The organism is Hyunsoonleella rubra (genome assembly GCF_042684665.1).
GTDB lineage: Bacteria > Bacteroidota > Bacteroidia > Flavobacteriales > Flavobacteriaceae > Jejuia > Jejuia rubra.
Window position 1 is genome coordinate 667389 of sequence record NZ_JBHULY010000005.1, and the last position, 25615, is coordinate 693003.

Genomic DNA, 25615 nt, shown 5'->3' on the forward strand with positions numbered 1-25615 from the left:
TCACCAAGATAGAGTTGGGTTTTAATGAACTTTATCGCCGGTAAAGCGAAGGTAGTAGAAAATTTTTACAAAGTCAAGTGGTGGTTTATGCCATTATTAGTTGGCATTTTTCATCTCCCGCTCCAAATGGTCCAAGTACAAAATCCCATTGAGGTGGTCAATTTCATGTTGAAAGATAACTGCCGTAAAGCCTTCCACGCTTTCAGATTGATGCTCGTCCTGCATGGTGTCGTATTCAATTTTAATTTCCTGTGAGCGGCTGTTAAGGGTTTCACTTCTATCGGGAATGGACAAACAACCTTCCCTAACGGTTTGCGTCCCCTCAGAATATTTAACGATTTTGGGGTTGAGGTACACTTCAAAAGGCAGATTATCTTTATCCAAACGTTGTACCCAAATGATGTTTTTTAAAACACCGACTTGCGGTGCTGCAATCCCCACGCCCATGGACATGCTATCGGTGACTGTCGCATACAACCGTTTTACAAATTGCTGAAGCACTTTATCGTTCGGGTCGGGTTTGATATAAGTGCTTTTTTTGCGCAACAAAAGAGAATCGGAGTTGTTTGTGATTTTGTAAACACGCATAGCTTTCAAACTATCGGCATTCAAAATAAGTTGCTTTTCTTCTCGGGAAAAGCCATCGGTTTTGAGGTTTTTGGAACCGGAACATCCAATAAGGAAAATCCCGAATAATACAATTATTACAATTCTATTCATAAGTAATGATGTAACTATCGTAATTAAAAAATTCGTACTTGTCACCCTGAGCGCAGTCGAAGGGCTCAACCTGACATTCTACAACAATTTACTTTCGAGTGAGATACATAAATGTCGATTATCGACCTACCATTCGTTGATGCGATTGGAATCTAATTTAATAAAAATAAACAGTAAAATGGTAAAGGCCCAAAGCCCCGAACCCCCATAACTGAACATAGGCAAGGGAATACCAATGGTGGGGATGAGTCCCATCACCATCCCAATATTAATCAAAAAATGCATAAAAATAATGGAGGCTACCCCATAGCCATATACGCGACTAAACTGTGATTTTTGAAGTTCAGCTAAATGCAGAATACGCAACAATAGCAACACAAAAAGCACTACTACGAAGGTACTGCCCAAAAAGCCCCATTCTTCGCCTACGGTACTAAAAATATAATCGGTGTGTTGTTCGGGAACAAATTTTCCGGTGGTACGCGTGCCTTCCAAAAAGCCTTTTCCGGTAAATCCTCCCGAGCTTATGGCCTTTTCTGATTCGTTGAGGTTGTATGCAAAGGTGCGCTTCATTTCCTCGAGTTTTTGAGGATCTTTTTCCAAACGCAACCATAAGCTAATTCGGTCTTGCTGATGCGGTTTTAAAACGTCCTTGTAAAAGAATTGTACACCAAAACACAGTAAAGCACTTAAAATAATAACAAATGCCGATTGTAAAATCGACAGCTTTCTTTTATTGAAAAACCTGAAAATTAATGTAATTACGGCTGCAATTATGGTCGTAATAATGGCTCCAAATTTTAAAGCCAAAACAGAAAGTAATACAACTAATACGCCTATGATGAGGTAGATCTTTGGTAATCCTTCACGGTATAAGACAAAAAAGAATGCCCCATAAACAACGGTGCTTCCCGTATCATTTTGAAGCAATACCAATAGGGCCGGAATCAGTATGATAGCAAAGGTGCGCAGTTGGTCACCAAAATTGTTGATGTTGGTATTTAAATCACTGACGTATTTCGACACAGCCAGAACTGTGGCCGCCTTTGCAAATTCGCTGGGTTGAAGAGTAAAGCTCCCGATGGCGTACCATGAAGTTGCACCATTTACAGTTTTGCCAAAAAGAAAAAGACCAACCAAGGACAGCATGGAAACGATATAAATGATACTAGAAAAACGTTCATAAAACTTGGCGTCAATGGCCAACAGGAGTATAATCAAAATGAACGTAAGGAAAATAAAAATCAATTGCTTTCCGAAAGGTTGGGAGAAATCAAAATAGTTGACGGTGCTTCCGGTATGGGAAGCCGACAAAATATTTAGCCAGCCAAATCCAGTTAAAAGCAAAAACAAAACAATGGTTACCCAATCGAATTTAAAGTATTTGTTTGTTTCCCTAACCATGTTCCGTAGTTGAGTTCAGTCGTTTCAATTCTTTCTTTAGGCGATGGTATTCTTTTTCGTCCACAAGCTGTAGTTTCGTTTCCCCATTGATTCTGAAAGGCTCTCCAGAATAAGGTTTGGCATATTCGTCCTCAAGCGAATGTCTCAATAACCAATCTTCCAAATCGGTTCTAGTGATATAGCCTTTAATGTGTTTTTCAATCATTAAACTGGCTACTTTGCCCGCAAATCGGCTACCCCAATACCCATTTTCCACAAAAACGGCAATGGCGATTTTGGGATTGTCTTTGGGCGCAAAGGCCACAAAAATGGAGTGGTCGGTCAGTTGGGTTTTTATGCTGTCAATTTTCACAAAGTTTTCCACCGTTCCAGTTTTCCCACAAATATCAAGGTCTTTCACTTGAACTGAGGCTGCCGTACCTTTTTTATAAACTTGGTACATCCCTTCAATTACAGGCTCAAAATGTTCCCTGTCAATTGTGGTATATTTTGGCGTTGTAAAATTATCCGGGAGGGTTTCGCCTTCAATTTTTTTGATGACATGCGGGGTGTAATAATACCCTCTATTGGCTATGGCAGCCGCCATGTTTGCCAATTGAATCGGAGTAGTTGCTACTTCACCTTGTCCAATGGCATTGGAAATGGTATATGTAGAATAAAAAGTTTTTGGATAAATGCGCTTATAGTAGTCCCTATTGGGAATTCTACCTTTTTGACCCACATACAAATCATTATTCAAAAAGTTGCCCAAACCAAAGCTTTGTGCATGTTGGCTCCACGTATCGATGCCTTCGGAGGCATTGCCGTTTTTGTCCAAAATTTTTCGATATGTTGTTGCGAAATAGGCATTGCACGAACGCTGAATACCCCCGATGAGGTTGTTCCTCGTGCCATAATTGCAGTGGCATTTCATAATACGGTTTCCGTATCGGTAGCCCATATAGCACGTCACGGTTTCATTTGGCGTAATTACACCCTCTTGAAGCCCGATTAGCGCATTCATTAATTTAAAAGGGGAGCCTGGTTCATAAACACCTTGCAAACTTCTATTAAATAAAGGCTTCGCAATGGAATCGTTATATAATTTGGTAAAGTTTTTTGAACGTTGCCGGCCAACTAGCAGGTTAGGATCGTATGTCGGTGCGGCCACCATAGCTAAAATTTCACCTGATGAGGGTTCAATGGCTATGGCGCCACCTCGTTTGTTTTTCATGAGCAGTTCGCCGTACTCCTGCAATGAGGCGTCAATGGTAATGGTGATGTCCTTTCCCTGTACAGGAATCGTGTCGAATTTCCCATCTTTATAGGGGCCAATATCCCGATTAAACCTGTCCTTTTGAATGAATTTTATGCCTTTTACGCCACGCAAGGTTTTTTCATAGGAAGCTTCGATTCCTTGTTTGCCAATCAAATCCCCCATACGGTAATAGGGATTTTTTTGAATGATGCGATTATTTACTTCCCCAATATCACCTAAAACATTCGCCCCAATCGTGGTTTCATAGTGCCTTAGCGAACGTTTCTGGATATAAAACCCTTTGAATTTTCGCATTTTTTCCTGTAGAACGGCATAGTCTTCTTTGGATAAATGTGATACAAAAACGGATTCCAATCTTGGGGAATAGTGACGTGCCTTGTTGTATTTCTTAACGAAATCTTCTTTTGAAATCTTCAGCAGTCTGCAGAATTCCAACGTATCCAAAGGTTCCACTTCACGAGGAATCACCATCACATCATAGGAGGGCTGATTGGACACTAAAAGCTTGCCGTTTCTGTCGTAGACAAAACCGCGTTTGGGGAGGTCAAACACTTTTCTAATGGCATTGTCCTGATAGAGATTGCTGGAACTGCCTTTATAAATTTGCAGATAAAACAACCGGCCTATAAAGGTAAAACCGCATAAAATGACCAATAAGAAAAGTAAAAGTTGCCTCATTTGGTTTTTCGACTAAAAATGATGGATAACAGCACAATCATTAAGATAGTAAATATTCCAGAGAATAACGTTTTTTGAAGGATGGATAGTATGTTGGAAATATTAAAAATTTCCAATGAAAACAGGATAATGTGATGCAGAATCGTCAAGATGCCGATGTATACCACTTTGGCGCTAAAATCGGTATTGTCAAACTTTATGTTTTGGTGCTCGTACATAGAGCCAAAGGCAAACTTCAAAAAGACGGGTCTGACGTAAGCAATAGTCACCGAGGCCGCAGCATGAATGCCCCCGGAATCGGCAAACATATCAATGGTTAAGCCTAAAAGGAAACTTATAAAAATAAAGGCCAGCCGATTGTTTTTTACAGGAAAAAAGATAATGAACAGGATATAAATATAGGGATTGATATACCCCAAAAAATTGATGTGGTTGAACAATATCCCTTGAAAAAGTACAAGTAGGACAAACCGGATGATATGTGCCGTAATCAAGCTATTCATCTGTGGCTTTCAACAGGTTTTCAATTTCTTCCCTATCCTTATTTTCAATAATGTAAACGTGTTCCAAATTGGTCATGTCATTGAACAACCGCACATTGATTTCATAGAAATTCTCGGCTACATCCAGTTTAGAGTTTTCAACGGTTCCGACCAAAATGCCTTTCGGAAAAATAGAGGAGCGTCCAGAAGTCACAATCGTGTCGCCATCTGTAAAAGTGGCCGCTTTTGGGATATCGATTAATTGCACAATTTCTGGGGATTTACCATCCCATTTCAGCGTACCAAAATGATTGGTCTTCTGTAACTGTGCACTAATCTGGCTACTGGTATTTAAAATTGAAATGGCCGTGGCGTAATTGCCAGAGGTGTGGTCAATAATCCCCACTAGTCCCAAGGATGAAATAACCCCAAAATCCTCCTGAATACTATCGTTTTTGCCTTTGTTCAATAACAGGAAATTCGAACTTAAGGCATAGCTGTTTCGGATGATATTGGCATGGGTAAATTTATATTTTAAAGTTGAGGAGCTATCGGTCTTAATGGAATCTGATTCCATATTTTGGTTGAAGAGCATGGTGCTCAATCTATTATTTTCTTCCGCCAATAATTTATTTTGGGACTTTAAATTGAAATATGAACTAATATTATTTGCCGAATTATAAACACCACCTGATAAAAAATTGGCCGAATTGATAAACTTACTTCTGTGGTACGAATGCGATTGGATGGTGAAAATCAGGGAAATCCCAAAGAGCAACGCGAACAATAAAAAGTTTTTGTTCCGTATTATAAAATTTATAATCTGTTGCATGGGTTACGGCTGTTGTTGCCCTATTTTATCAATACACTTTTGTATTTCGGTAAGTTTTTTAGCGTAATTCCGGTTCCGCGTACAACAGCTCTCAATGGGTCCTCAGCAATATAAACTGGTAAGTCCGTTTTTTGGGATAAACGCTTGTCCAGTCCACGCAACATCGACCCTCCACCAGCTAAGTAAATACCAGTATTGTAAATATCCGCCGCCAATTCTGGAGGTGTTTGGGATAAGGTTTCCATTACGGCATCTTCGATACGTAAAATGGATTTGTCCAATGCCTTTGCGATTTCACGGAAAGAAATAGAGACCTGTTTTGGCTTTCCGGTCAACAAATCACGACCTTGAACGCTCATATCCTCAGGAGGTAGTTCCAAATCTTCAGTAGCCGCACCAATTTGGATTTTAATTTTTTCAGCGGTACGCTCGCCCACATATAAATTGTGCTGGGTGCGCATGTAGTAAACAATATCGTTGGTAAACACATCACCCGCAATTTTAACGGATTTGTCACAAACAATACCGCCTAAGGCAATCACAGCGATTTCGGTGGTACCACCACCGATGTCAACCACCATATTCCCTTTCGGTTGCATAATATCCACGCCAATACCAATGGCAGCTGCCATAGGTTCGTGTATCAAATACACTTCCTTACCGTTCACACGTTCCGCACTTTCCTTTACCGCTCGCATTTCCACTTCAGTAATACCTGATGGAATACAAATCACCATACGCAAAGCAGGAGCGAAAAACTTCTTTTTTAAGGCAGGAATGTTTTTAATAAACATACTTATCATCTGCTCGGAAGCATCAAAATCCGCAATTACACCATCTTTCAAAGGGCGAATGGTTTTAATATTCTCATGGGTTTTTCCCTGCATCAAACTCGCCTCCTGGCCCACCGCAATAATTTTTCCAGAAACCCTGTCTCGGGCTACAATGGATGGTGCGTCCACAACTACCTTATCGTTATGGATAATTAATGTGTTTGCGGTACCTAAATCTATGGCTATATCTTCAGTTAGGAAGTCAAAAAATCCCATGTGCTATTAATAATTTTTGGTGGTTTAAAAACGAATCCCGTAAATGTAATAAAACTTCGTAAATATATGAGTTTTTCAGGGCTTCAAAATATTTTTTAAACCAATGCAACTTTGATTTATACGTCTTTCGTCGATGTTTGGATGTTGTAATTTTTAATTTGGGCGTTACCCACAAGGGGTCGGGCTATCCGCTATATCTTTTTTGCTTCAAATCACTCTTATAAATAGAAGCAAAAAAGGATGCCGCTTCTATCCCTAACGCGCCACTCATACGAGGCCTCCCCTAACCCCTCCGAAGGAGGGAAACTCCACTCAAACCTTTTAACCAGACCTGTCGGGTTTCAAAAACCTAACGGGTCTAGCACCCGAGTGAGAGTCCCTCCCCTTTGGGGAGGTTAGGAGGGGCTTTTCGTTAATGCTTGAAGTGGCGCGTACCGGTCATTACCATGGCCACATCATTTTCATTGCAATAATCGATACTCAACTGGTCTTTTATAGAGCCTCCAGGTTGGATTACGGCCGAAATACCTGCTTTATCGGCAATTTCAACACAATCTGGGAACGGGAAGAAGGCATCACTGGCCATCACTGCACCGTTTAAATCAAAGTCAAAAGTGCCTGCTTTATGAATAGCCTGTTGCAAGGCATCCACACGACTGGTTTGGCCGGTGCCGCTGGCACACAATTGTTTGTTTTTAGCCAAAACAATGGTGTTGGATTTGGTATGCTTGCAGATTTTTGATGCGAACAATAAATCGTCTATTTGAGCTTCGGTAGGGGCGATGTTTGTTACAGACTTTAAATCTTCAGCAGTATCGGTTACATTATTTCTATCCTGAACCAAAACCCCATTCAAACAACTTCTGACGTTGGTTTGAGGCATTTCGATATCATGGATTTGTAACAAAATTCTGTTTTTCTTGCCTTTAAGAATCTCCAAAGCTTCAGCTGAAAAAGAAGGTGCAATCACCACCTCACAGAACAATTTGTGAATCTCTTCGGCAGTGGCTAAATCAATTTCAGTATTACTGATTAAAACACCACCGAAAGCTGAAATTGGATCGCCAGCAAGCGCATCCACGTAAGCTTGGTATAGGGTGTGTCGTTGGGCCAAACCACAAGCGTTGTTGTGTTTTAAAATGGCAAAAGTTGGTGCGTCATTTTTGAATTCCAACATCAAATTAACGGCAGCATCCACGTCCAAAAGGTTGTTGTAGCTTAATTCCTTACCATGAAGTTTAGTAAATAATTCGTCAAAGTTTCCGAAGAAAAACCCTTTTTGATGTGGGTTTTCACCGTAACGTAATACCTTGCCGTTACTTTCACTAATTTTTAAAACGGTTTCTTCATTATCCTGATTAAAATAATTGAAAATCGCAGTATCATAGTGAGATGACACGTTAAAAGCTTTGCCAGCAAAGCGCTTTCTATCTTCTTCCGAAATGGTGCCATCCTTTTCAGAAATCAATTCTAAAAATTCAGCGTAGTCATCAACGGAAGACACACAAATCACATCCGCATAATTTTTTGCTGCTGCTCGAATTAAAGAAATACCGCCAATATCAATTTTTTCTATGATATCCTGATTGCTAGCACCCGATGCAACAGTTTTTTCAAACGGATATAAATCCACAATCACCACATCAATTTGAGGAATCTCATATTCCGCCAATTCAGCAACATCGCCATCGTGGTTTTGTCTATTCAAAATACCACCGAACACCTTTGGGTGCAAGGTTTTTACACGACCACCCAAAATCGAAGGGTAGGAGGTAACGTCTTCAACAGGCACAACGCCAACACCCAATTCGTTTATGAATTTTTCTGTACCACCGGTGGAATAAATGGTAACACCTTGTTTGTCCAATTCCTTTACAATAGGGGCTAAACCGTCTTTGCTAAATACAGAAATCAGTGCCGATTTGATATGTTTTTCGTTGCTCATGTTGTTGTTATAAAGTGTTTAACATTCCTTTTGAAAGGAACCAAATAGTTATTGTTTTTCAGGGAGTTACCTCTGATTTTTTAATAAAGTGCAAAAGTAGTTATTTCCTTTAGAATTTCAATCGGGAAATGTTTAAAATGATTGGCTTTTTTTAACGAAAAAGGGAAGTTGTTAACAGCTGTAAAAATTCCAATGAACAAATTCCAAACTCCAAAAAGGCGTTTTTTGAAATTTTGGAATTTAGTTGTTGGGTTTTGGATTCTTAAGACAGTATTTCGGATACCTTTTTGCAGACAAACTCCAAAAACCGCTCATCAGCATCGGTAAAAGGGTCAGGGGTTTCGGAATCAATATCAATCTGCCCAATGTTTTTACCGTCCACAAAAATCGGAATCACAATTTCCGATTTCACAGAAATACTACAGGCTATATAATTATCCTGCGCAGAAACATCTGGCACCACAAAATTTTGATTGCTCACGGCCACTTGTCCACAAATACCTTTTCCAAAAGGAATAACCGTATGGTCCGTCGGTGCGCCAACATAAGGGCCTAAAACCAATTCTTCCTTATCGCCATTTCTAAAATAAAAGCCCACCCAATTGTAATAGCCTACATTGCTTTCCAGCAAATTGCAGATAGCCAATAAGCGTTCATCTATAGATTGTTTTTGGTTTTCAACAATGGCAAGTACTTTAGGCTTTAGGGTTTCAAAAATCATATGGTCGAGAATTTTGGCAAAAGTACATGAATTAAATCATTTGAAAATTGGCAAGAATTAAATGAATTAATTTCATGGACTAACGAAGTGGTTCCTGAGGTGAAGCTAAATTTTGGAGGTTTTAGAATTCAAAATTTAGTTTTACCGAAGAAAAGTATTTAAAAAGGTGTAATTTCGGGTTTCATTTAATAAATTAATAACCTGTCACACTGAACTTGTTTCAGTGTCTCATTGATATAATATATGAGATTCCGAAACAATCCCGATAGTTATCGGGACGGAATGACAAAGCTAGGACCTTTGAAAGCACTTTTCATAAAATACAAGGCGGTCATTAAATTCATTTTGACCTTTTTGGTGGTGTATATTGCCTGTGCGGTCATTTATAAATTTTACTTGCAATATTCGGACGGCTTAAAATTCTACCCCGACTATTTTACAAATTTAGTGGGATTACAAACCGAAGTTTTGTTAAACAGCTTAGGTTACCAAGCCGAATTATTGCCTCATCCCGATGAACCTTCCTTAAAAGTAATGCTGAACGGGAACTATTTGGCAAGGGTAGTTGAGGGTTGCAATTCCATAAGTGTCATCATTCTGTTTTTGTCCTTTATTGTTGCATTTTCAGGGCAATTAAAAACTACATTTTTTTTCATCCTTTCGGGCAGTGTTTTGATTTATGTGGTGAATTTGATTCGCATCGTACTGTTGACTATTGGGCTTTACCATTACCCTGAATATGAGGATGTGCTACATACTGTAATCTTCCCTGCGATTATTTATGGCATGGTGTTTTTACTTTGGATTTTTTGGGTGAATCGGTTTTCAAAATTAAATAGAAAACATGGGTAAGCCATTGAAATACATACTGCTTGCCGGCCTCTTTGGACTGTTGATTTTGATTCGGTTTTTTGAAGATTCGCTGTTTTACGACCCCTATTTGAAGTTTTTTCAGAATGATTATTTGTACATCGACAGCCCTAGAAGGGAGGTGGTAAAATTGGTAGTTTTTACCACGTTGCGCTTTGTTTTGAATACACTGATTTCGTTAGCTATTTTGTTCGTGGTATTTAAGGATAAAAGTATTGTGAAATTCGCTGGGATTATTTTTAGTATTGCCTTTGTGGTGTTGATGGCCATTTACTTGTATTTTGTGGTAAACCCACGGCAAGAAGATTACTACCTGTTTTTTAACGTACGGCGTTTTTTGATTCAGCCCATTATTTTGATACTGCTTTTGCCCGCGTTTTATTACCATAAATTGAAAACTTGAATTAGACCTCACAGGTTTGGCTTCCACTCCGCTCAGCCACCAAGAAACCTGTGAGGTCTTGAACCCGATGTGTTAATCATTTTATAAAACAGAAACCAAGAAAATCAATTTTCGTAATTTTGTATGGATTGCAATTAGAATGATTAAAACCATAACACATAAACTATTTTCAGTAGGTCTCGCCATTTTGGTGTTGTTTTCAACGGTGTCCTTTACCATTGAAAAGCATTATTGTGGGGATGTTTTAGTTGGCACTTCGGTGTTTGCTGCGGCTGAAAATTGTGGCATGGAAGCCATGGAAAAGGCACAAAAAAAATCTTGTTGTAAAGATGAAGTTGATGTTGTTGAAGGACAGGACGAACTCAAAATCACTTCATTTGAAGATTTGGATATCGAACAGCAACAATTCTTGGTTGCATTCACCCAATTTTATATCAATCTTTTTGAAAGCCTGCCAAAGCAGGTCATTCCTCACAAGGATTACTCACCACCCAATTTGGTCCAAGATATTCAGGTATTAGACCAGGTTTTTTTGATTTGATTTCATAAAGTTTTGTCATTCTGAACTTGTTTCAGAATCTTAGTTTATTCAAAATTTTATGAATCAAAACATTTCAAAATGAAACATACATATACAATTACAGGAATGACCTGTAATGGTTGCAAAGCTTCAGTGGAAAAGGCTTTAAAAGGGATTCCCGAAGTAAAAAATGCTTCGGTAGATTTAGAGGCTTCCGAAGCAACCGTTGAAATGTCCGAACGCATTTCAATAAACATATTGCAAAAAGCCCTTTCGGATAAGTACACCATTACCGAAAAGAATATTTTTAATGTTAGGCATACTTCGAAAGCCGAGGAAATCCCGATAGCTATCGGGAGTGAGTTAAGGCAACTGTTTCCATTGTTTTTAATCTTTGGATATATCACAATTGCTTCAGTTTTATTGAACCGAAATCCATGGGACATTAATAGTTTTATGCTCGACTTTATGGGGCTGTTTTATGTCGTTTTTAGTTTTTTTAAGCTATTGGATATAAAAGGTTTTCCGGTATCATTTAGAATGTACGACCCACTGGCAAAGGTGGTGCCGGTGTATGCTTGGATTTATCCCTTTATCGAGGTGGAACTCGGATTGCTGTTTTTATTGCGTTTCGAAATTGAAATTGCATTAATTGTTACACTTGTGATTTTGGGCATTACTACCATTGGTGTGACAAGGGTGTTGTTGGATAAAAAAACCATCCAATGTGCCTGTTTGGGGACTGCCTTAAAATTGCCGATGACCAAAGCTACATTTATAGAAAACAGCATCATGATTGTGATGGCTATAATCATGTTAGTTAATTTAAATTAAGTTACGCTGTCATTCCTGCGTGTCACACTGGGCGCAGTCGAAGTGAATGCAGGAATCTAAATGGATTCCGCATCAAGTGCGGAATGACAAGAATTTTAGAAATGAAAAAAGTTATATTTATAATATTAATACTTCCTATATTCTGTTTTTCTCAAAACCATATCAATGGTATGGTTATGGAGACCAACCCCGAGAACAAGCATATAGGTTTGGCCGGTGCCAATGTCTATTGGCTGAATACCGAAGTTGGAACAGTGACGGATATTGATGGGAAATTTACCATTTCATATCAACCATCATTCAAAAAACTCATTATTAGTTACGTAGGATTTAAAACGGATACGCTCACCATTGATGCGCCCAAGTTTGTGCATCATTGGTTGCAACCAACAGATGATTTGGATGAAGTTACGGTAACGGGCAGAAAACAAGCTACGGCAAAATCATTTTTAAAGGCCGAAAACGTATCCATTGTTAGTAGCGATGAATTGCTGAAAGCGGCCTGTTGTAACCTTTCGGAAAGTTTTGAAACCAATCCGTCCATCGATGTAAATTTTGCGGATGCCATTTCCGGTACGCGCCAAATTAAAATGTTGGGGCTGACCAGTCCGTATATTTTGATTGCTACGGAAAATATTCCGTCCGTTCGTGGGGCCTCCCAAGCTTATGGCCTGAGTTTTATTCCGGGGACTTGGGTAGAAAGTATCCAAATTACCAAGGGTGCCGGAAGTGTGGTCAATGGTTTTGAAAGTATTGCGGGTCAGATCAATACGGAGTTAGTAAAACCATCAATAGACGATAAGGTATTCGTTAATCTTTATGGCGCCACAAGTGAGCGTTTGGAATTGAATACCCATCTGAATACCCAAGTGGGCAATAGGTGGCATACGGGACTGTATTTACATGGGAACACGCATCAAAAAAAGCACGATGTCAATAACGACGGTTTTTTGGATATGCCACTCTTTAATCAAATTAATGTGATGAACCGCTGGCAATATACCGATACCCAAAATGGGTTCGTAAGTTTTATCAATGTGAAATTTTTGAATGACGAAAAGCAAACGGGCCAACTGGATTTTGATCCAGATATGGATAAATTCACAACGAACAGTTGGGGCAGTGAAATTGATACCCGACGTTTTGAAACCTCGGCAAAATTGGGTTATGTAAACCCTGATGTTCCATGGCAGAGTTTGGGAGTGCAAACGGCATTTAGTCATCATAAACAGGATTCTTATTTTGGGTTGAATAGTTATGACATTCGACATAATAGTTTGTATGCCAATGCTATTTACAATTCGATTATCAGCGACTCCAGACATAAAATTAAGACGGGTTTGAGCTATACATATGACCATTATGATGAATTAGTGAATGCTACGGACTATGAAAGAACGGAAAACTCCGTAGGTGCCTTTTTTGAGTATAGTTATGATAATTTGGAGTTATTTAATTTGACGGCTGGCATACGCATTGACCGTCATAATTTATTGGGGACATTTATTACCCCCCGCGTCCATTTACGGTATTCCCCATGGTCAAAATCGGCTTTTAGGGCATCGTTTGGAAGAGGAAAACGAAGTGCCAATATTTTTACGGAAAACCAGCAAATGTTTGCTACTTCAAGAAGCATAAACATTGTGAGTTCCTCCCCTTCGGGGAGGTTAGGTGGGGCTATTTACGGACTTGACCCTGAAATTGCATGGAATTATGGAGTGTCCTATCTTCAAGGCTTTAAGTTATTTGGAAGGGCAGGAGATATCACCTTCGATTTTTATAAAACCGATTTCACCAATCAAATTGTGGTGGATTGGGAAAATCCACAGGAAATCAATTTTTATAATTTGGATGGAAAAAGTTTTGCGAACAGCTTTCAGGTGGAACTTAATTATAGTCCTTTTGAAGGTGCCGATATTCGCACTGCCTATAAGTTTTATGACGTGAAAACGGATTACAATTCAGGTAGATTGGAACGCCCGTTAACGCCAAGGCATCGGTTTTTTGCCAATGCAGGTTACAAAACTGAAGCAAAGGAAAATGGTGGGCGATGGAAATTTGATGCCACCTTCAATTGGTTGGGCGATCAGCGCTTTGCTTCAACAATTGGGAATCCTTTGCAATATCAATTATCAGAACGAACACCCACGGTAGCAACATTAAATGCCCAAATCACAAAAGTGTTTTCTCCTAAATTTGAAGTATATTTAGGAGGGGAAAATGTAACGAATGTTAGGCAACCCAACCCTATTTTGGGTGCCGATGACCCCTTTGGTGCGAATTTTGATTCCACCTTTGTGTATGGCCCCATTTTTGGGAGTATGTATTATGCTGGATTGCGATTTAGGGTGAAATAAAAGTGTTGAGACCTCACAGGTTTGGCTTCTACTCCGCTCAGCCACCAATAAACCTGTCAGGTCTGAAAAACTGAAAGTAATTTAATGGATAAACGAAGCCTTAGGGTTAAAAAGCGACTTTAGCGGATAAGTGCGTTAGGGATTGAGGCATTTGTTGAAGCTCCTCGACGCAGGAGAGAGCGACTGCCGAAAGCCCGACCCGAGGATGATGCGTTGGCTGAAGGAAGGGTAACGCCCAAATAAAATTTAAAAATTATGAAAATGAAACAAATATTGACTTTAGTAATGTTAGTGCTAGCAACAACAACCTTTGCCCAAGACAAAAATGCCAAAGCCTCGCTGGAGGTGGATGGCGTTTGTGGTATGTGCAAGGCACGAATTGAAAAGGCCTGTTTAAATACCAAAGGTGTAAAATATGCCCAATGGAATGTCGACACCCACGAATTGAAGCTGATTTTTGATGAACGTAAAACGAATACGTCAATTATTACAAATAGTGTTTTGGAAGCTGGCCATGACGTTCAGGAGCAAAAGGCAACTGACGAGGCCTATGCGCAAGTACATCCCTGTTGCCAGTATCGGGATGATGCTATTAAGGATGCGCATGAGGGCGAAAAGAAGTCTTAAAGTACCCCATTGATTTAGGTATGCCCAAAACTGAATATCGCATTTATGTCATTGAATTAAAGAAGCGGGTGTTTTCTGAAAATGTCAAATTCAGAAATGCCAATCCGCAATTTAATGGTGTTTTGGAATGTTTGTATGTGGGAATGACCAGTAAAATGCCTAAAGAGCGATTTTTGCAACATAAATCGGGATACCGAAATAAAAAAGGATATAAACTATCTTCCAATATTGTCGAGAAATATGGGTCGTATTTAAGACCGAGTTTGTATAATCATATTGACCCAATTTCTTCCAGAGCGGAAGCATTAAAAATCGAAAAAGCCTTAGCTTTGGAATTGCGCAGAAAGGGTTATGCGGTTTGGTTTAATTAAAACTTAAATAATTAAAGTATGAAAACTACACCAGAACACAACGAACGTATAAGGACTATGAAGTTCTTTTCAGTGTACCCGCACTACGTTACGAAAGTTGAGAAAAAGGGAAGAACCAAAGAAGAGCTACATGCTGTAATTGAATGGTTGACTGGGTTTGATGAAACCAAAATACAAGAGCTTATAGAAAGGAAAGTTACTTTTGAAGAGTTTTTTAATGAAGCAAATCTTAACCCAAATGCAGCATTAATTAAAGGCGTAATTTGTGGCTACAGAATTGAAGAAATTGATAATGAATTAACGAAGAAGTGCAGGTACTTGGATAAGTTGATAGACGAATTGGCCAAAGGCAGAAAAATGGATAAAATTTTGAGGGCCAATTAGTGTTGGTTTAAAACTCCTTATTTTACGAAAATTTATGGTACAAAAAAACGCCTCTAGATTCTAGAAGCGTTTTTTTATAAATTGATTATCGAGCCTATCGACTTACATCATCCCCGGCATGCCGCCACCTCCCATTGGAGGCATAGCAGGCGCATCTTCTTTTATGTCGATTAAAGCACACTCTGTTGTTAAAATCATTCCAGCAACCGAAGCGGCATTTTCCAATGCGATACGTGTTACTTTCTTAGGATCTATAATGCCTGCTTTAAGCATATCCACATAGGCTTCTGACTTGGCATCGTATCCAAAATCCTTTTTTCCTTCCAATACTTTGTTGATTACCACAGAACCTTCTCCGCCTGCATTTTCAACAATGGTTCTTAAAGGTGCCTCGATAGCCTTGTTAACGATTTGAACACCTGTGGTTTCATCTAAATTAACAGTTTCCAATTTCTCCAAAATAGCTTTTGCTCTAACCAAGGCTACACCACCGCCAGCAACAATACCTTCTTCAACTGCCGCTCTTGTGGCATGTAATGCGTCGTCCACGCGATCTTTCTTTTCTTTCATTTCAACTTCAGAAGCAGCGCCAACATATAATACAGCAACACCGCCGGCCAATTTAGCCAAGCGCTCTTGCAGTTTTTCTTTGTCGTAGTCTGAAGTAGTCGTTTCAATCTGTGCTTTGATTTGGTTTACACGAGCCTTGATAGCCTCTGCGTCACCAGAACCGTTTACGATTGTAGTATTGTCCTTATCAACCGTTACCGTTTCCGCAGTACCTAACATACTTAAGTCTGCATTTTCCAAAGTGAAGCCTCTTTCTTCTGAAATAACAGTACCACCTGTCAAAATAGCAATATCCTCAAGCATCGCTTTTCTTCTGTCACCAAATCCAGGAGCCTTAACGGCAGCAATCTTTAAACCACCACGCAATTTGTTTACTACCAAAGTAGCCAAAGCCTGTCCATCAACATCTTCAGCAATAATTAACAATGGACGACCGGATTGCGCCACAGGTTCTAAAATTGGAAGAATCTCTTGTAAATTGGAAATCTTCTTATCGAATAATAGAATGTATGGATTTTCTAAATCGGCAACCATTTTATCAGAATCGGTAACGAAATACGGGGATAAATATCCTCTATCGAACTGCATACCTTCCACGACGTCAACATAGGTGTCCATACCTTTGGCTTCCTCAACGGTAATCACACCTTCCTTACCAACTTTTTCAAATGCTTTTGAAATCAACTCGCCAATAGTGTCATCGTTGTTCGCAGAAATCGCAGCAACCTGCTTTATTTTTTCAGAAGAATTCCCCACTTCTTGGGATTGTCCTTCCAAGTCTTTGGTAATGGCTTCTACAGCCTTGTCGATACCACGTTTCAAATCCATTGGATTAGCGCCAGAAGCTACGTTTTTCAAACCTTCCTTAACGATAGCCTGAGCCAAAACAGTAGCTGTAGTAGTACCGTCACCTGCTAAATCGTTGGTTTTGGAAGCCACTTCTTTCACCATTTGCGCACCCATGTTTTCGTGCTCGTCATCCAGTTCAATTTCCTTTGCAACGGTAACACCATCCTTGGTGACTTGCGGTGCACCAAAACTTTTGCTAATGATTACGTTTCGTCCTTTTGGGCCCAAGGTTACTTTTACTGCATTTGCTAATGCATCTACCCCGCGTTTTAAACCATCGCGAGCTTCAATATCAAATTTTATGTCTTTTGCCATTTTATTTATTAGTTTAAAGTTCCAAGTTTAAAGTTCAAAGTTTCTCGGAACGGTTATTTTTAAGTTTTGATTTCCCTCCCTTTGGGAGGGTTAGGGTGGGCTTCTTAAATTATCGCCAAAATATCACTCTCTCGCATGATTAAATAATCGTTGCCTTCAAATTTCAATTCGGTTCCGGCATATTTCCCATATAAAACGGTATCACCAACTTTTACGGTAATTGGATCGTCTTTGGTGCCAGGCCCGGCCGCAACAACGGTTCCTTTTTGTGGTTTTTCTTTGGCGTTGTCTGGAATTATAATTCCTGATGCTGTTTTGGTCTCAGCTTCAGCAGGTTCTATAAGAACTCTATCTGCTAATGGTTTAATGTTTACTCCCATTTTTGTTTTATATTTTATTTATTAAGGTTATTATTTAACGCTTTAGCTTTAAGCCAAAAATGTGCCATGGCGGGGAAACTGACAAACTTTCAGACTTGATTGAAGATAGGCAGAAACAAAAAATGCCAACGTTGTAAAGTTGGCATTTTTTGTGGTCATTTTGTTTGTTAAAGCGAATCTCCAACAGTAGTTGTGCTATTGTTAGTAGTAGGAAGCGGAACCGCCCCATCTTGTGATGGCAAAGGTTGCGTGCTTTGTGCGTTAGGGTCTAAAGCTTTTGAGTCAGTAGTATCATCACCACCGTGTATGGCTACGTTTGATAATAAAATCAAAACCAACAATAAGGTTGCTAGGGTCCATGTACTTTTATCCAAAAAGTCTGTGGTTTTCTTAACGCCTCCCAATTGCTGCGTGCCTCCACCTCCGAAGGAAGATGATAATCCACCTCCTTTTGGGTTTTGAACCATTACTACTACTACAAGTAAAAATGCTACAAATATGATAAGTATTAAAAATATTGTAAAGGTGCTCATTATTCTTTTTTATTTTGTTCCTGCAATTGTTCTACAGCTCTAATTTGGTTTGCAAAGAAACTACTTTTTTCTGGATATTTCAAACTTAAAATTTTATAGGATTGAATGGCTTTTTTATAGTTTTTTTGCTCTACATAAATACGGGCCAAAGTCTCTGTCATCAAGGTTTCGGGCTGTATCATTTGTGCTTTTGCCAGATTGCCTTTTGTTGATGGAGATTTTGATGGGGTTATTCTCGGGTTTTCCGCAATAAACCTATCAATAAGTTCTGATTTTTTCGTTTTTTCAGGGCTATGTTCCGCCTTCAGAGGTTCCGATACTTTTTGGCTTTCATCTCTTTTGATGGGCTTATATCTGGTGAGTTTCAGCCATTCGTTGAAGGAATGCGATTCGCGTCTATCAAATTGCAAGGGCTTCCCGAGGTTTAAAATATCCTCCGCGCTGGCTTCCTGAGTTTTGGTGTTTTCGGTAACGTCTTCGATTTTTTCGGATTCGTCCAATTTGAAAGGCACTGTCCGTTTTTCTGAAGGGTTTTTCGGTTGAAACAATTCGGGATCCAAAACACCTGAGGTTTCTTTGATCTGTAGTTTTAAAGCATCATCAATCGTTGTGCTTTTGTTTACCGAAATGTCATCGGCCACAACCTCAATATCATTGAGGTAGGTTACATTTTTCTTTATCGCTTTTGAAATTTCATTTTGAACAAAACTGTCGGAAGTAATAAAATCAAAGAGAATGCTTCGATCTGTCGTATAGGCTGCAGTAGTTTTTAAGGCCTGATTATAATCACTGCTTTCCTGATGTTTGAGTCCTTTTAAATAAAGAGCTTTTGCAGATTGAAAATAGGGATAGTCTTCTAAAATAGACCGTAATGCCTCAGTTTTCTGAATGTTAACCTCCTTGGGATTTTGTAGCAGATATGTAAAATCGTGACTGTTCAATTTAAAAATTTATGCTTACCATTTGGCCAATGATGCGTTAAAGATATCCTGCGTGATACGTTCCAATATTTCTTCATGTGCCGTGTCTTTCTGGCCCCCAATTAGTTGGGCACTTCCGTCAAAATCATGGAAAAACGAAAAAGACTTATCAAATTCAGCCTCAGGGTCGTTTTTATCATAAAAATGCACTTTAATGCTAATGGTCAATCGGTTTTGGGCAGCCGTATTTTGTGATGTTGCTGTAGTTGGGGAAATGCGGTATTCCGTAATTTCACCCTCGTAAACAATATCGCCATTGGAGTTGACGTTGTTGAGGTTGGTCTGGTTTTCCAGAATCTCAATCATCGTATTCCGTACTAAAAGATCCAGTCCCGGTTCGATTAACAGCGCATTGTTTTCAAATCGGTTCACCTGAAATGTTTTGGTGTCCGGTGAAATGGAGGCACCCGTAAAGGAGTATATGCCACAGCCAAAACTTGTTGAAGCAACTGCTAAAAGGATTAAATATTTGATATATTTCATTTGATTCCTAACGACTTATTTTTTAATATGTTGCAAGCTGAACATTGCGACTGCCAACTAAATCAAAGGTCATACTGCTTAATCTTCCTGTAAAGCGTACGTTCGCTAATGCCCAATTCCGCAGCAGCCAATTTACGTTTTCCGTTGTGGCGTTCCAATGATTTTTTAATCAATTCGAGTTCCTTGTCTTGAAGCGATAAAGTTTCTTCTTCTTCAATTTCCTCAGCAAAGTGGTATTTATCCGAGCTGTTAGTATCGTTTACATGCTCTGGAATGGATAGTACTTCTGGGTTTTCGGCAACCTCTTCTTCAAATCCAATATCATCTTCAACATCATTTGTGTCCCCGTATATTTTTTGAATCAAATGCTCGTTGTCCCGCTCGACGTCTTTAACATTGCCACTTTTCATTAATTCCATGGTGAGCTTCTTAAGGTCGTTCAAATCACTTTTCATATCGAAAAGCACTTTGTATAGGATTTCGCGCTCACTACTAAAATCGCTCTCGCTTTTGGAGGTTTTAACAACTGCCGGCAGGTTAGTGGAAGCCGAAGCCGGGAGGTAACTTCGCAACGTTTCAGCTGTTACAGTTCTATCCTGTTCCAAAACCGATAATTGCTCAGCAACATTGCGCAACTGTCTAACATTTCCAGCCCAACGGTGTTTTAGCAACAAATGTATGGCGTTATCTGTTAGCTTTATGGTTGGCATTTTATACTTTAAAGCGAAATCGCTGGCAAACTTTCGGAATAGCAAATGGATATCCTCTTGGCGCTCCCGAAGCGGGGGCAAGTGGATTTCCACAGTACTCAAACGATAGTACAAATCCTCGCGGAATTTTTCTTTTTCAATGGCTTCCATCATATTGAGGTTGGTAGCAGCTACGATGCGAATATTGGTTTTTTGCACCTTGCTCGATCCTACCTTTAGGAATTCGCCATTTTCCAAAATACGAAGCAAACGTACCTGTGTTGTTAAAGGCAGTTCTCCAACTTCATCTAAAAACACAGTGCCGCCATCAGCTTCTTCAAAGTAACCGCTACGCGTTTGGGTGGCACCCGTAAAGGCACCTTTTTCATGGCCAAACAATTCGCTGTCAATTGTGCCTTCGGGAATGGCGCCACAGTTTACCGCGATATATTTATTGTGCTTTCGGTGCGAAAGGGAATGAATAATTTTAGGGATGCTTTCCTTTCCCACGCCGCTTTCCCCGGTAACCAAAACCGAAATGTCGGTGGGCGCCACGCGAATGGCTTTTTCTATACCACGGTTAAGCGATGGGGTATTCCCAATAATGCCAAAGCGTTGTTTTATTGCTTGAATGGATTCCATTTAATTTTCTATGTATTCTGAAGTTCCTTTTTCATTGGCGTCGTTTAGCCACTCCCAATCCAGCTTCAGTTTTAATTTATTTGTGTTCGTTTTGCTAATTGAAGCCAAGGCTTTACCTGCCTTCAATTCATTTTCAGTGGTTAAGCATTGATACAGCATTTCAATTTTATCGTTTTTTAAATGCCCGATAATTTTGCCGTATGTTATCGTTCCTCCATAGTAGTCGGCTGTTATCAAATGTCCATCTTGCTTATAGTAAAATTTTGTATCGGAATTCACCCTGCCGTTTTCAGAGTTGTCTAAAAGCGAAAAAACTTTGTTGTTAAAGTTGAATTCTGACATGAGAATTTAGTTGTTTTCTGAATATCCCACAGCCTCTCCAATCAATGTGGCACTCGTGCAATCCGTAATTTTTACGTTTACAAAATCTCCAACTTTATAATTTTCTTTTGGAAAAACTACCACCGTATTTTGCGTATTTCTAGCTGACCAATGGGAGTCCGATCGCTTTGATGGTTTTTCAACTAGCACTTCTTCAACTTTACCAACATGTGCTTGGGTGTGCAATAAGCTATGTTTTTGCTGGAGTGCGATTATTTCATTCAAACGACGTTTTTTCACATCCTCAGGAATGTCATCCTCCATTTTACGTTCCGCCAAGGTGCCTGGTCTTTCAGAATAGGCAAACATGAATCCAAAATCGTATTTGACGTATTCCATCAGACTCAATGTGTCTTGGTGGTCTTCTTCCGTTTCCGTTGGAAAACCGGCAATCATATCCTGGCTGATCGCACAATCGGGAATTAAACGCTTGATGTTATCAATTAATTCAAAATACTCCTCACGGGTGTGTAGACGGTTCATTGCTTTCAAAATACGATTACTACCACTTTGAACGGGTAAATGAATATAGTTACAAATGTTGCGATGTTTGGCCATCGTTTCAATTACGTCCAAAGTAAAATCCTGAGGATTAGAAGTGGAAAAACGAAAGCGCATTTTAGGTTGCGCTTTGGCACACATATCCAAGAGCATGGCAAAGTTTACGGAGGTAGCCTTTTGCATGTCACTGGCTTTGTCGAAATCCTTTTTTAACCCACCGCCGTACCATAAATAACTATCCACATTTTGGCCAAGCAGAGTTACTTCCTTATAGCCATTGTCCCAAAGGCCATTGATTTCTTCAATGATGCTCTGTGGGTCACGACTGCGCTCACGTCCACGGGTAAAAGGCACCACGCAAAACGTACACATGTTGTCGCAACCACGGGTAATAGATACAAATGCTGTTACCCCATTGGAGTTCAGCCGCACCGGTGAAATATCGCCATAGGTTTCCTCCTTGGAAAGAATCACATTTATGGCATCCCTACCATCTTCCACTTCGGCCAAAAGATTAGGTAAATCCTTGTAAGCATCAGGCCCAACCACCAGATCCACGATTTTTTCTTCCTCAAGAAATTTGCTTTTCAGGCGTTCTGCCATGCAACCTAAAACCCCAACTTTCATATTTGGGTTCAGTTCTTGCTTTACGGCATTGTATTTTTCCAAGCGCTTTCGTACTGTTTGCTCGGCTTTATCCCGGATAGAGCAGGTGTTCACCAAAACTAAATCGGCCTCCTCCAAACTTTGGGTGGTATTGTAACCTTGTTCGGTCAAAATGGAAGCCACGATTTCACTGTCGCTAAAATTCATTTGGCAACCATAGCTCTCGATAAAAAGTTTGCGGGTATTGCCCTCTTTTTTATCCAGAACTAAGGATTCGCCTTGCTTACTTTCGTCAATAATCTTTTCCATATGTTGCTTGAAACCTCTGTGGGTCAATTTTCGTGCCTGCCTGCTTTCAGGAGGGTGCAAAGATACAATTAAATTGTTTCTTATGACAAAGTGGCAGTTTATTTTTAACCTGTTTTTTCAGAAATAAAACAAGATGTAACGCAACCATTTTTACTTTTGGGTATCTATAAATTAAACTTCAAATCGACCAGCTATGACTTTTAACTTATTGAAAAAACTTTTGTTCGTTTCGTCAATAACACTTTGCTTTTTCAACATGCAATGTAAAGATGATGATGATGTGGATTTGCCAGAGGATACCATATGTCAGGATGTGGTTATAATTGATTCGGAATTGTATAAAAATACTTCCTCGGATACTTATAGATTAAGCAGTGCATCTATAGCGGGAGATTGTCTCATCATAAATTTCGGTGCCTCAGGATGTAGCGGTAGCTCTTGGGAGTACAAGATGGTAGATTCTGGAGCCGTAGCCGAATCCTTGCCAGAACAGCGTTTTTTGAAATTTCAACTTGTTAATAATGAAGATTGTTTGGCATTTTTTACCCGAGAGCAAAGTTTTGATATAAGATCCTTACAAATTGAAGGAAGTAATCAAATCATTTTGAATATTGAGGGGTTCTCAGAGAGTTTAACCTATAACTATTAAAGAAAAGTTAGCTATAAACTATAAAATCAAACTAAAATGAAACTAAAATTTGCCATTTGCGTCTTTTTTATTGCCTTCACATGTATTTCATGCGATAGCAACGACGATGAAAACCTTGATTTGGTCATGGTCGCTACGCCCGAAATCATGAGCAAATCTCAATTCCGTAAGTCTGTGGACATCCTGCCGCCACAGCCAATACAGACTCCCGGTAAAATTTATGCCTACAGCGACTATCTTTTTGTAAACGATAAGAATAGGGGAGTACATATTATTGACAACACCAACCCAAAGTTTCCAAAGGCTATCAAATATTTAACCATTCCCGGAAACGAAGATATTTCGGTGAAGAATAATTTTTTATATGCCGATAGTGCCACGGACTTGGTGGTGTTTGACCTTTCGGATATCAATAACATAAAAATGGTGGAGCGTTTGGAGGATGTGTTTGAGCGCTACAATTATAATGTGCCGTTAGAGGCCGAAGCCACTGATTGGGCTGAATTCAATTATGAAACCGATATTATTGTAGGTTGGACTACAAAGCAGGAACGTAGGGAAGATGTTGAGGAACTTTTGTGGATTGATATTGCTTTTGATGGTAGCCCTAGGGGTCTGGAGTCTGCCAATACCGTTGGGACAGGGGGGTCTTTGGCGCGTTTTCAAATAGTGGATAAGTATCTATATACTGTGGGTTCTTACAGTATGGCAATTTTTGATATTGAAGATTTGGCCAATCCTAGTTTGGAGGCCAATCAAAGCGCAGGTTGGAATATTGAAACCATGTTCGCTGCCGATAATTATTTGTACCTCGGTAGTGTAAATGGGATGTACATTTATGATTTAAAGAATCCAGCCTCCCCGGAATACGTATCCGAATTTGTGCACTGGGAAGGTTGCGATCCCGTTGTTGTGGATGGCGATTATGCTTATTTAACTTTAAGAGGAGGTAATTTATGCGGGCAACTGGAAAGTGTACTTGAAGTGATTGATATCAGTGATAAAGCAAATCCAACATTGGCGAAACGCTACACTTTAGAAAACCCATACGGGCTGGGCGTAAAAGGGAATATGCTTTATGTGTGTGACGGTACAGCTGGTTTGAAGCTATTTAAACGCGAAACACCAGTGGAGCTAAACATGGTGAGAAATCTAAAGAATATACAAGCAACGGATGTGATTCCTTTAGAAAACAGTCTAATAATGATTGGGGACAATACCCTTTATCAATACAAATATATGGCAAACAACGTAGGGCTAATTAGCTCTTTCAGACTCAACTAAATAAACTAAACGTTGTTGGAAAATCTGCCTTCGGGCAGATTTTTTTTGTGTATTATTGTATTGGAATTTGATATTAACCAAATTATTGAAAATGGATGCAATAAATGTTTTATTTGGGAAAATAGAAAATGCCAAGGATTTGGACTTTGGTACTATTTTTAATCAATCTATAGAATTATTCAAAAAGGTATGGCTGCAAGGTTTGGTCACCATTTTGCTAACCATGCTTTTAATGATGCCCTTTTACTTTTTGATGTATATACCGTTAATAGCTTCGGGTATGATGGATCCAGAGTCTTTCAATAGTGGAGGGCAACCGGATATATCGGTGCTTATTCCGTTTTATGCTTTGGGCGCCGTATTTTCATTTTTTGCAACGATTATCGGTGTTGGGCTTAAAGGTGCATTTTTCAGAATATGCAAACACAAGGATTTCAACGAAGCTAAAAATGATGATTATTTTTATTTCTTCAAGAAACCTTATTTTGGGAAAACGTTCGGCGTAGGAGCCATCTCCTTTGGTATTATGATTGGGGCGTATTTACTGTGCTTCTTGCCAATTATTTACGCAGTTGTGCCCATTTCTATTATAAATGTGATTTACGCTTTTAACCCTGATTTATCAACTTCGGATATAGTTAAAGCTGGTTTTAAGCTAGGAAATAAAAAATGGCTAATCACCTTTGGGTTGATGATAGTTGCAGGCATTTTGGCATCCTTAATCGGATTCTTGATGTGTTTTATTGGAATCCTTGCTACTTCTGCATTTGCTTACATACCTTTATATTACATTTATAAAGAATCCGTAGGCTTTGATGAGAAAACCGATATAGACCGCATAGGGACTGGGGAAATATAATATTCCAAAGCCAAAATTTAAAGCCCGCTTTTTAGTATTTAAAAGCGGGCTTTTTTTATTTAATTAATATACAGTTCATCCGAAAATTAGGTAGATAAACTTTTTTTCATATACATTTGTAGCCTCAAAA

Annotated in this window: 27 protein-coding genes; 11 read left to right on the plus strand and 16 right to left on the minus strand. The window is 39.3% G+C overall.

The genetic code is table 11. The features are described from left to right. Positions 1–96: 96 nt before the first annotated feature. The 8 genes from def to ACFSR8_RS03755 all read right to left on the minus strand — a co-directional run bounded on the left by def (position 97) and on the right by ACFSR8_RS03755 (position 9089). The gene (def, locus tag ACFSR8_RS03720; RefSeq protein ID WP_380289144.1) at positions 97–720 is read right to left on the minus strand and encodes a peptide deformylase; all 624 of its coding nucleotides are present in this window, start codon (positions 718–720) and stop codon (positions 97–99) included. A 126-nt stretch (positions 721–846) separates the two neighbouring features. Continuing rightward, positions 847–2124, minus strand: coding sequence for a rod shape-determining protein RodA (rodA, locus tag ACFSR8_RS03725; protein ID WP_380289146.1), 1278 nt, complete (start codon positions 2122–2124; stop codon positions 847–849). After that, positions 2117–4060: a penicillin-binding protein 2 gene (mrdA, locus tag ACFSR8_RS03730; protein ID WP_380289148.1), complete on the minus strand. Its 1944-nt coding sequence runs from the start codon at positions 4058–4060 to the stop codon at positions 2117–2119. Before mrdA ends, rodA begins: the two co-directional genes overlap by 8 nt. Further along, positions 4057–4563 (minus strand): rod shape-determining protein MreD, encoded by a 507-nt coding sequence (locus tag ACFSR8_RS03735; protein ID WP_380289150.1) that lies wholly within the window; start codon positions 4561–4563, stop codon positions 4057–4059. Before ACFSR8_RS03735 ends, mrdA begins: the two co-directional genes overlap by 4 nt. Then, positions 4556–5374 carry a rod shape-determining protein MreC gene (gene mreC, locus ACFSR8_RS03740; protein WP_380289152.1) on the minus strand — a complete coding sequence of 273 codons (819 nt, stop codon included), beginning with the start codon at positions 5372–5374 and terminating at the stop codon, positions 4556–4558. Before mreC ends, ACFSR8_RS03735 begins: the two co-directional genes overlap by 8 nt. 20 nt (positions 5375–5394) lie before the next feature. Then, positions 5395–6423: a rod shape-determining protein gene (locus tag ACFSR8_RS03745; RefSeq protein ID WP_186560187.1), complete on the minus strand. Its 1029-nt coding sequence runs from the start codon at positions 6421–6423 to the stop codon at positions 5395–5397. A 412-nt stretch (positions 6424–6835) separates the two neighbouring features. Next, positions 6836–8368 carry a bifunctional phosphoribosylaminoimidazolecarboxamide formyltransferase/IMP cyclohydrolase gene (gene purH, locus ACFSR8_RS03750; protein WP_380289155.1) on the minus strand — a complete coding sequence of 511 codons (1533 nt, stop codon included), beginning with the start codon at positions 8366–8368 and terminating at the stop codon, positions 6836–6838. A gap of 262 nt (positions 8369–8630) precedes the next feature. After that, positions 8631–9089 (minus strand): GAF domain-containing protein, encoded by a 459-nt coding sequence (locus ACFSR8_RS03755; protein ID WP_380289157.1) that lies wholly within the window; start codon positions 9087–9089, stop codon positions 8631–8633. 300 nt (positions 9090–9389) lie between these two features. Between ACFSR8_RS03755 and xrtF the strand changes: the two genes are divergently transcribed. The 8 genes from xrtF (at position 9390) to ACFSR8_RS03795 (ending at position 15455) form a co-directional block, all read left to right on the plus strand. Further along, entirely contained in the window at positions 9390–9941 is a 552-nt protein-coding gene (gene xrtF / locus ACFSR8_RS03760) for an exosortase family protein XrtF (RefSeq protein ID WP_449272391.1), read from the plus strand. Beyond that, positions 9934–10362 (plus strand): exosortase F system-associated membrane protein, encoded by a 429-nt coding sequence (locus ACFSR8_RS03765; protein ID WP_380289161.1) that lies wholly within the window; start codon positions 9934–9936, stop codon positions 10360–10362. The genes xrtF and ACFSR8_RS03765 overlap by 8 nt, the downstream gene beginning before the upstream one ends. Positions 10363–10501: 139 nt before the next feature. Then, the gene (locus ACFSR8_RS03770) at positions 10502–10903 is read left to right on the plus strand and encodes an HYC_CC_PP family protein (RefSeq protein ID WP_380289163.1); all 402 of its coding nucleotides are present in this window, start codon (positions 10502–10504) and stop codon (positions 10901–10903) included. A gap of 78 nt (positions 10904–10981) precedes the next feature. After that, entirely contained in the window at positions 10982–11716 is a 735-nt protein-coding gene (locus ACFSR8_RS03775) for a heavy metal translocating P-type ATPase (RefSeq protein ID WP_380289165.1), read from the plus strand. 101 nt (positions 11717–11817) lie between these two features. Next, entirely contained in the window at positions 11818–14073 is a 2256-nt protein-coding gene (locus tag ACFSR8_RS03780; RefSeq protein WP_380289167.1) for a TonB-dependent receptor, read from the plus strand. Positions 14074–14334: 261 nt separating this feature from the next. Beyond that, a complete protein-coding gene (locus tag ACFSR8_RS03785; RefSeq protein ID WP_380289169.1) occupies positions 14335–14700 on the plus strand; it encodes a heavy-metal-associated domain-containing protein in 366 nt (121 codons plus the stop codon). 20 nt (positions 14701–14720) lie between these two features. Continuing rightward, positions 14721–15071, plus strand: a complete 351-nt coding sequence (locus ACFSR8_RS03790) for a ribose-5-phosphate isomerase (RefSeq protein ID WP_380289171.1) — start codon at positions 14721–14723, stop codon at positions 15069–15071. An 18-nt stretch (positions 15072–15089) separates the two neighbouring features. Further along, a complete protein-coding gene (locus tag ACFSR8_RS03795) occupies positions 15090–15455 on the plus strand; it encodes a DUF2200 domain-containing protein (protein WP_380289173.1) in 366 nt (121 codons plus the stop codon). A 102-nt stretch (positions 15456–15557) separates the two neighbouring features. Here ACFSR8_RS03795 and groL read toward each other — a convergent pair whose 3' ends face one another. From groL to miaB, 8 genes are all read right to left on the minus strand, one after another. Beyond that, positions 15558–17189: a chaperonin GroEL gene (gene groL, locus ACFSR8_RS03800; RefSeq protein WP_380289175.1), complete on the minus strand. Its 1632-nt coding sequence runs from the start codon at positions 17187–17189 to the stop codon at positions 15558–15560. A gap of 104 nt (positions 17190–17293) precedes the next feature. Continuing rightward, entirely contained in the window at positions 17294–17569 is a 276-nt protein-coding gene (locus tag ACFSR8_RS03805) for a co-chaperone GroES (RefSeq protein WP_186560165.1), read from the minus strand. A gap of 167 nt (positions 17570–17736) precedes the next feature. Beyond that, the gene (secG, locus tag ACFSR8_RS03810) at positions 17737–18102 is read right to left on the minus strand and encodes a preprotein translocase subunit SecG (RefSeq protein ID WP_380289177.1); all 366 of its coding nucleotides are present in this window, start codon (positions 18100–18102) and stop codon (positions 17737–17739) included. After that, the gene (locus ACFSR8_RS03815; protein WP_380289179.1) at positions 18102–19043 is read right to left on the minus strand and encodes a hypothetical protein; all 942 of its coding nucleotides are present in this window, start codon (positions 19041–19043) and stop codon (positions 18102–18104) included. Before ACFSR8_RS03815 ends, secG begins: the two co-directional genes overlap by 1 nt. 15 nt (positions 19044–19058) lie before the next feature. Beyond that, on the minus strand, positions 19059–19565 hold the full coding sequence (gene lptE, locus ACFSR8_RS03820; RefSeq protein ID WP_380289181.1) for an LPS assembly lipoprotein LptE: 507 nt from the start codon (positions 19563–19565) through the stop codon (positions 19059–19061). A gap of 62 nt (positions 19566–19627) precedes the next feature. Further along, the gene (locus tag ACFSR8_RS03825; RefSeq protein WP_380289183.1) at positions 19628–20896 is read right to left on the minus strand and encodes a sigma 54-interacting transcriptional regulator; all 1269 of its coding nucleotides are present in this window, start codon (positions 20894–20896) and stop codon (positions 19628–19630) included. Next, positions 20897–21238 (minus strand): hypothetical protein, encoded by a 342-nt coding sequence (locus ACFSR8_RS03830; RefSeq protein WP_380289185.1) that lies wholly within the window; start codon positions 21236–21238, stop codon positions 20897–20899. Positions 21239–21244: 6 nt separating this feature from the next. After that, positions 21245–22693, minus strand: a complete 1449-nt coding sequence (gene miaB / locus ACFSR8_RS03835; RefSeq protein WP_380289187.1) for a tRNA (N6-isopentenyl adenosine(37)-C2)-methylthiotransferase MiaB — start codon at positions 22691–22693, stop codon at positions 21245–21247. A gap of 193 nt (positions 22694–22886) precedes the next feature. Between miaB and ACFSR8_RS03840 the strand changes: the two genes are divergently transcribed. The 3 genes from ACFSR8_RS03840 to ACFSR8_RS03850 all read left to right on the plus strand — a co-directional run bounded on the left by ACFSR8_RS03840 (position 22887) and on the right by ACFSR8_RS03850 (position 25485). Next, positions 22887–23342, plus strand: a complete 456-nt coding sequence (locus ACFSR8_RS03840; RefSeq protein WP_380289189.1) for a hypothetical protein — start codon at positions 22887–22889, stop codon at positions 23340–23342. A gap of 36 nt (positions 23343–23378) precedes the next feature. Next, positions 23379–24626: an LVIVD repeat-containing protein gene (locus ACFSR8_RS03845; protein ID WP_380289191.1), complete on the plus strand. Its 1248-nt coding sequence runs from the start codon at positions 23379–23381 to the stop codon at positions 24624–24626. Between the two features lie 91 nt (positions 24627–24717). After that, positions 24718–25485 carry a hypothetical protein gene (locus ACFSR8_RS03850; RefSeq protein ID WP_380289193.1) on the plus strand — a complete coding sequence of 256 codons (768 nt, stop codon included), beginning with the start codon at positions 24718–24720 and terminating at the stop codon, positions 25483–25485. Positions 25486–25615 lie beyond the last annotated feature (130 nt).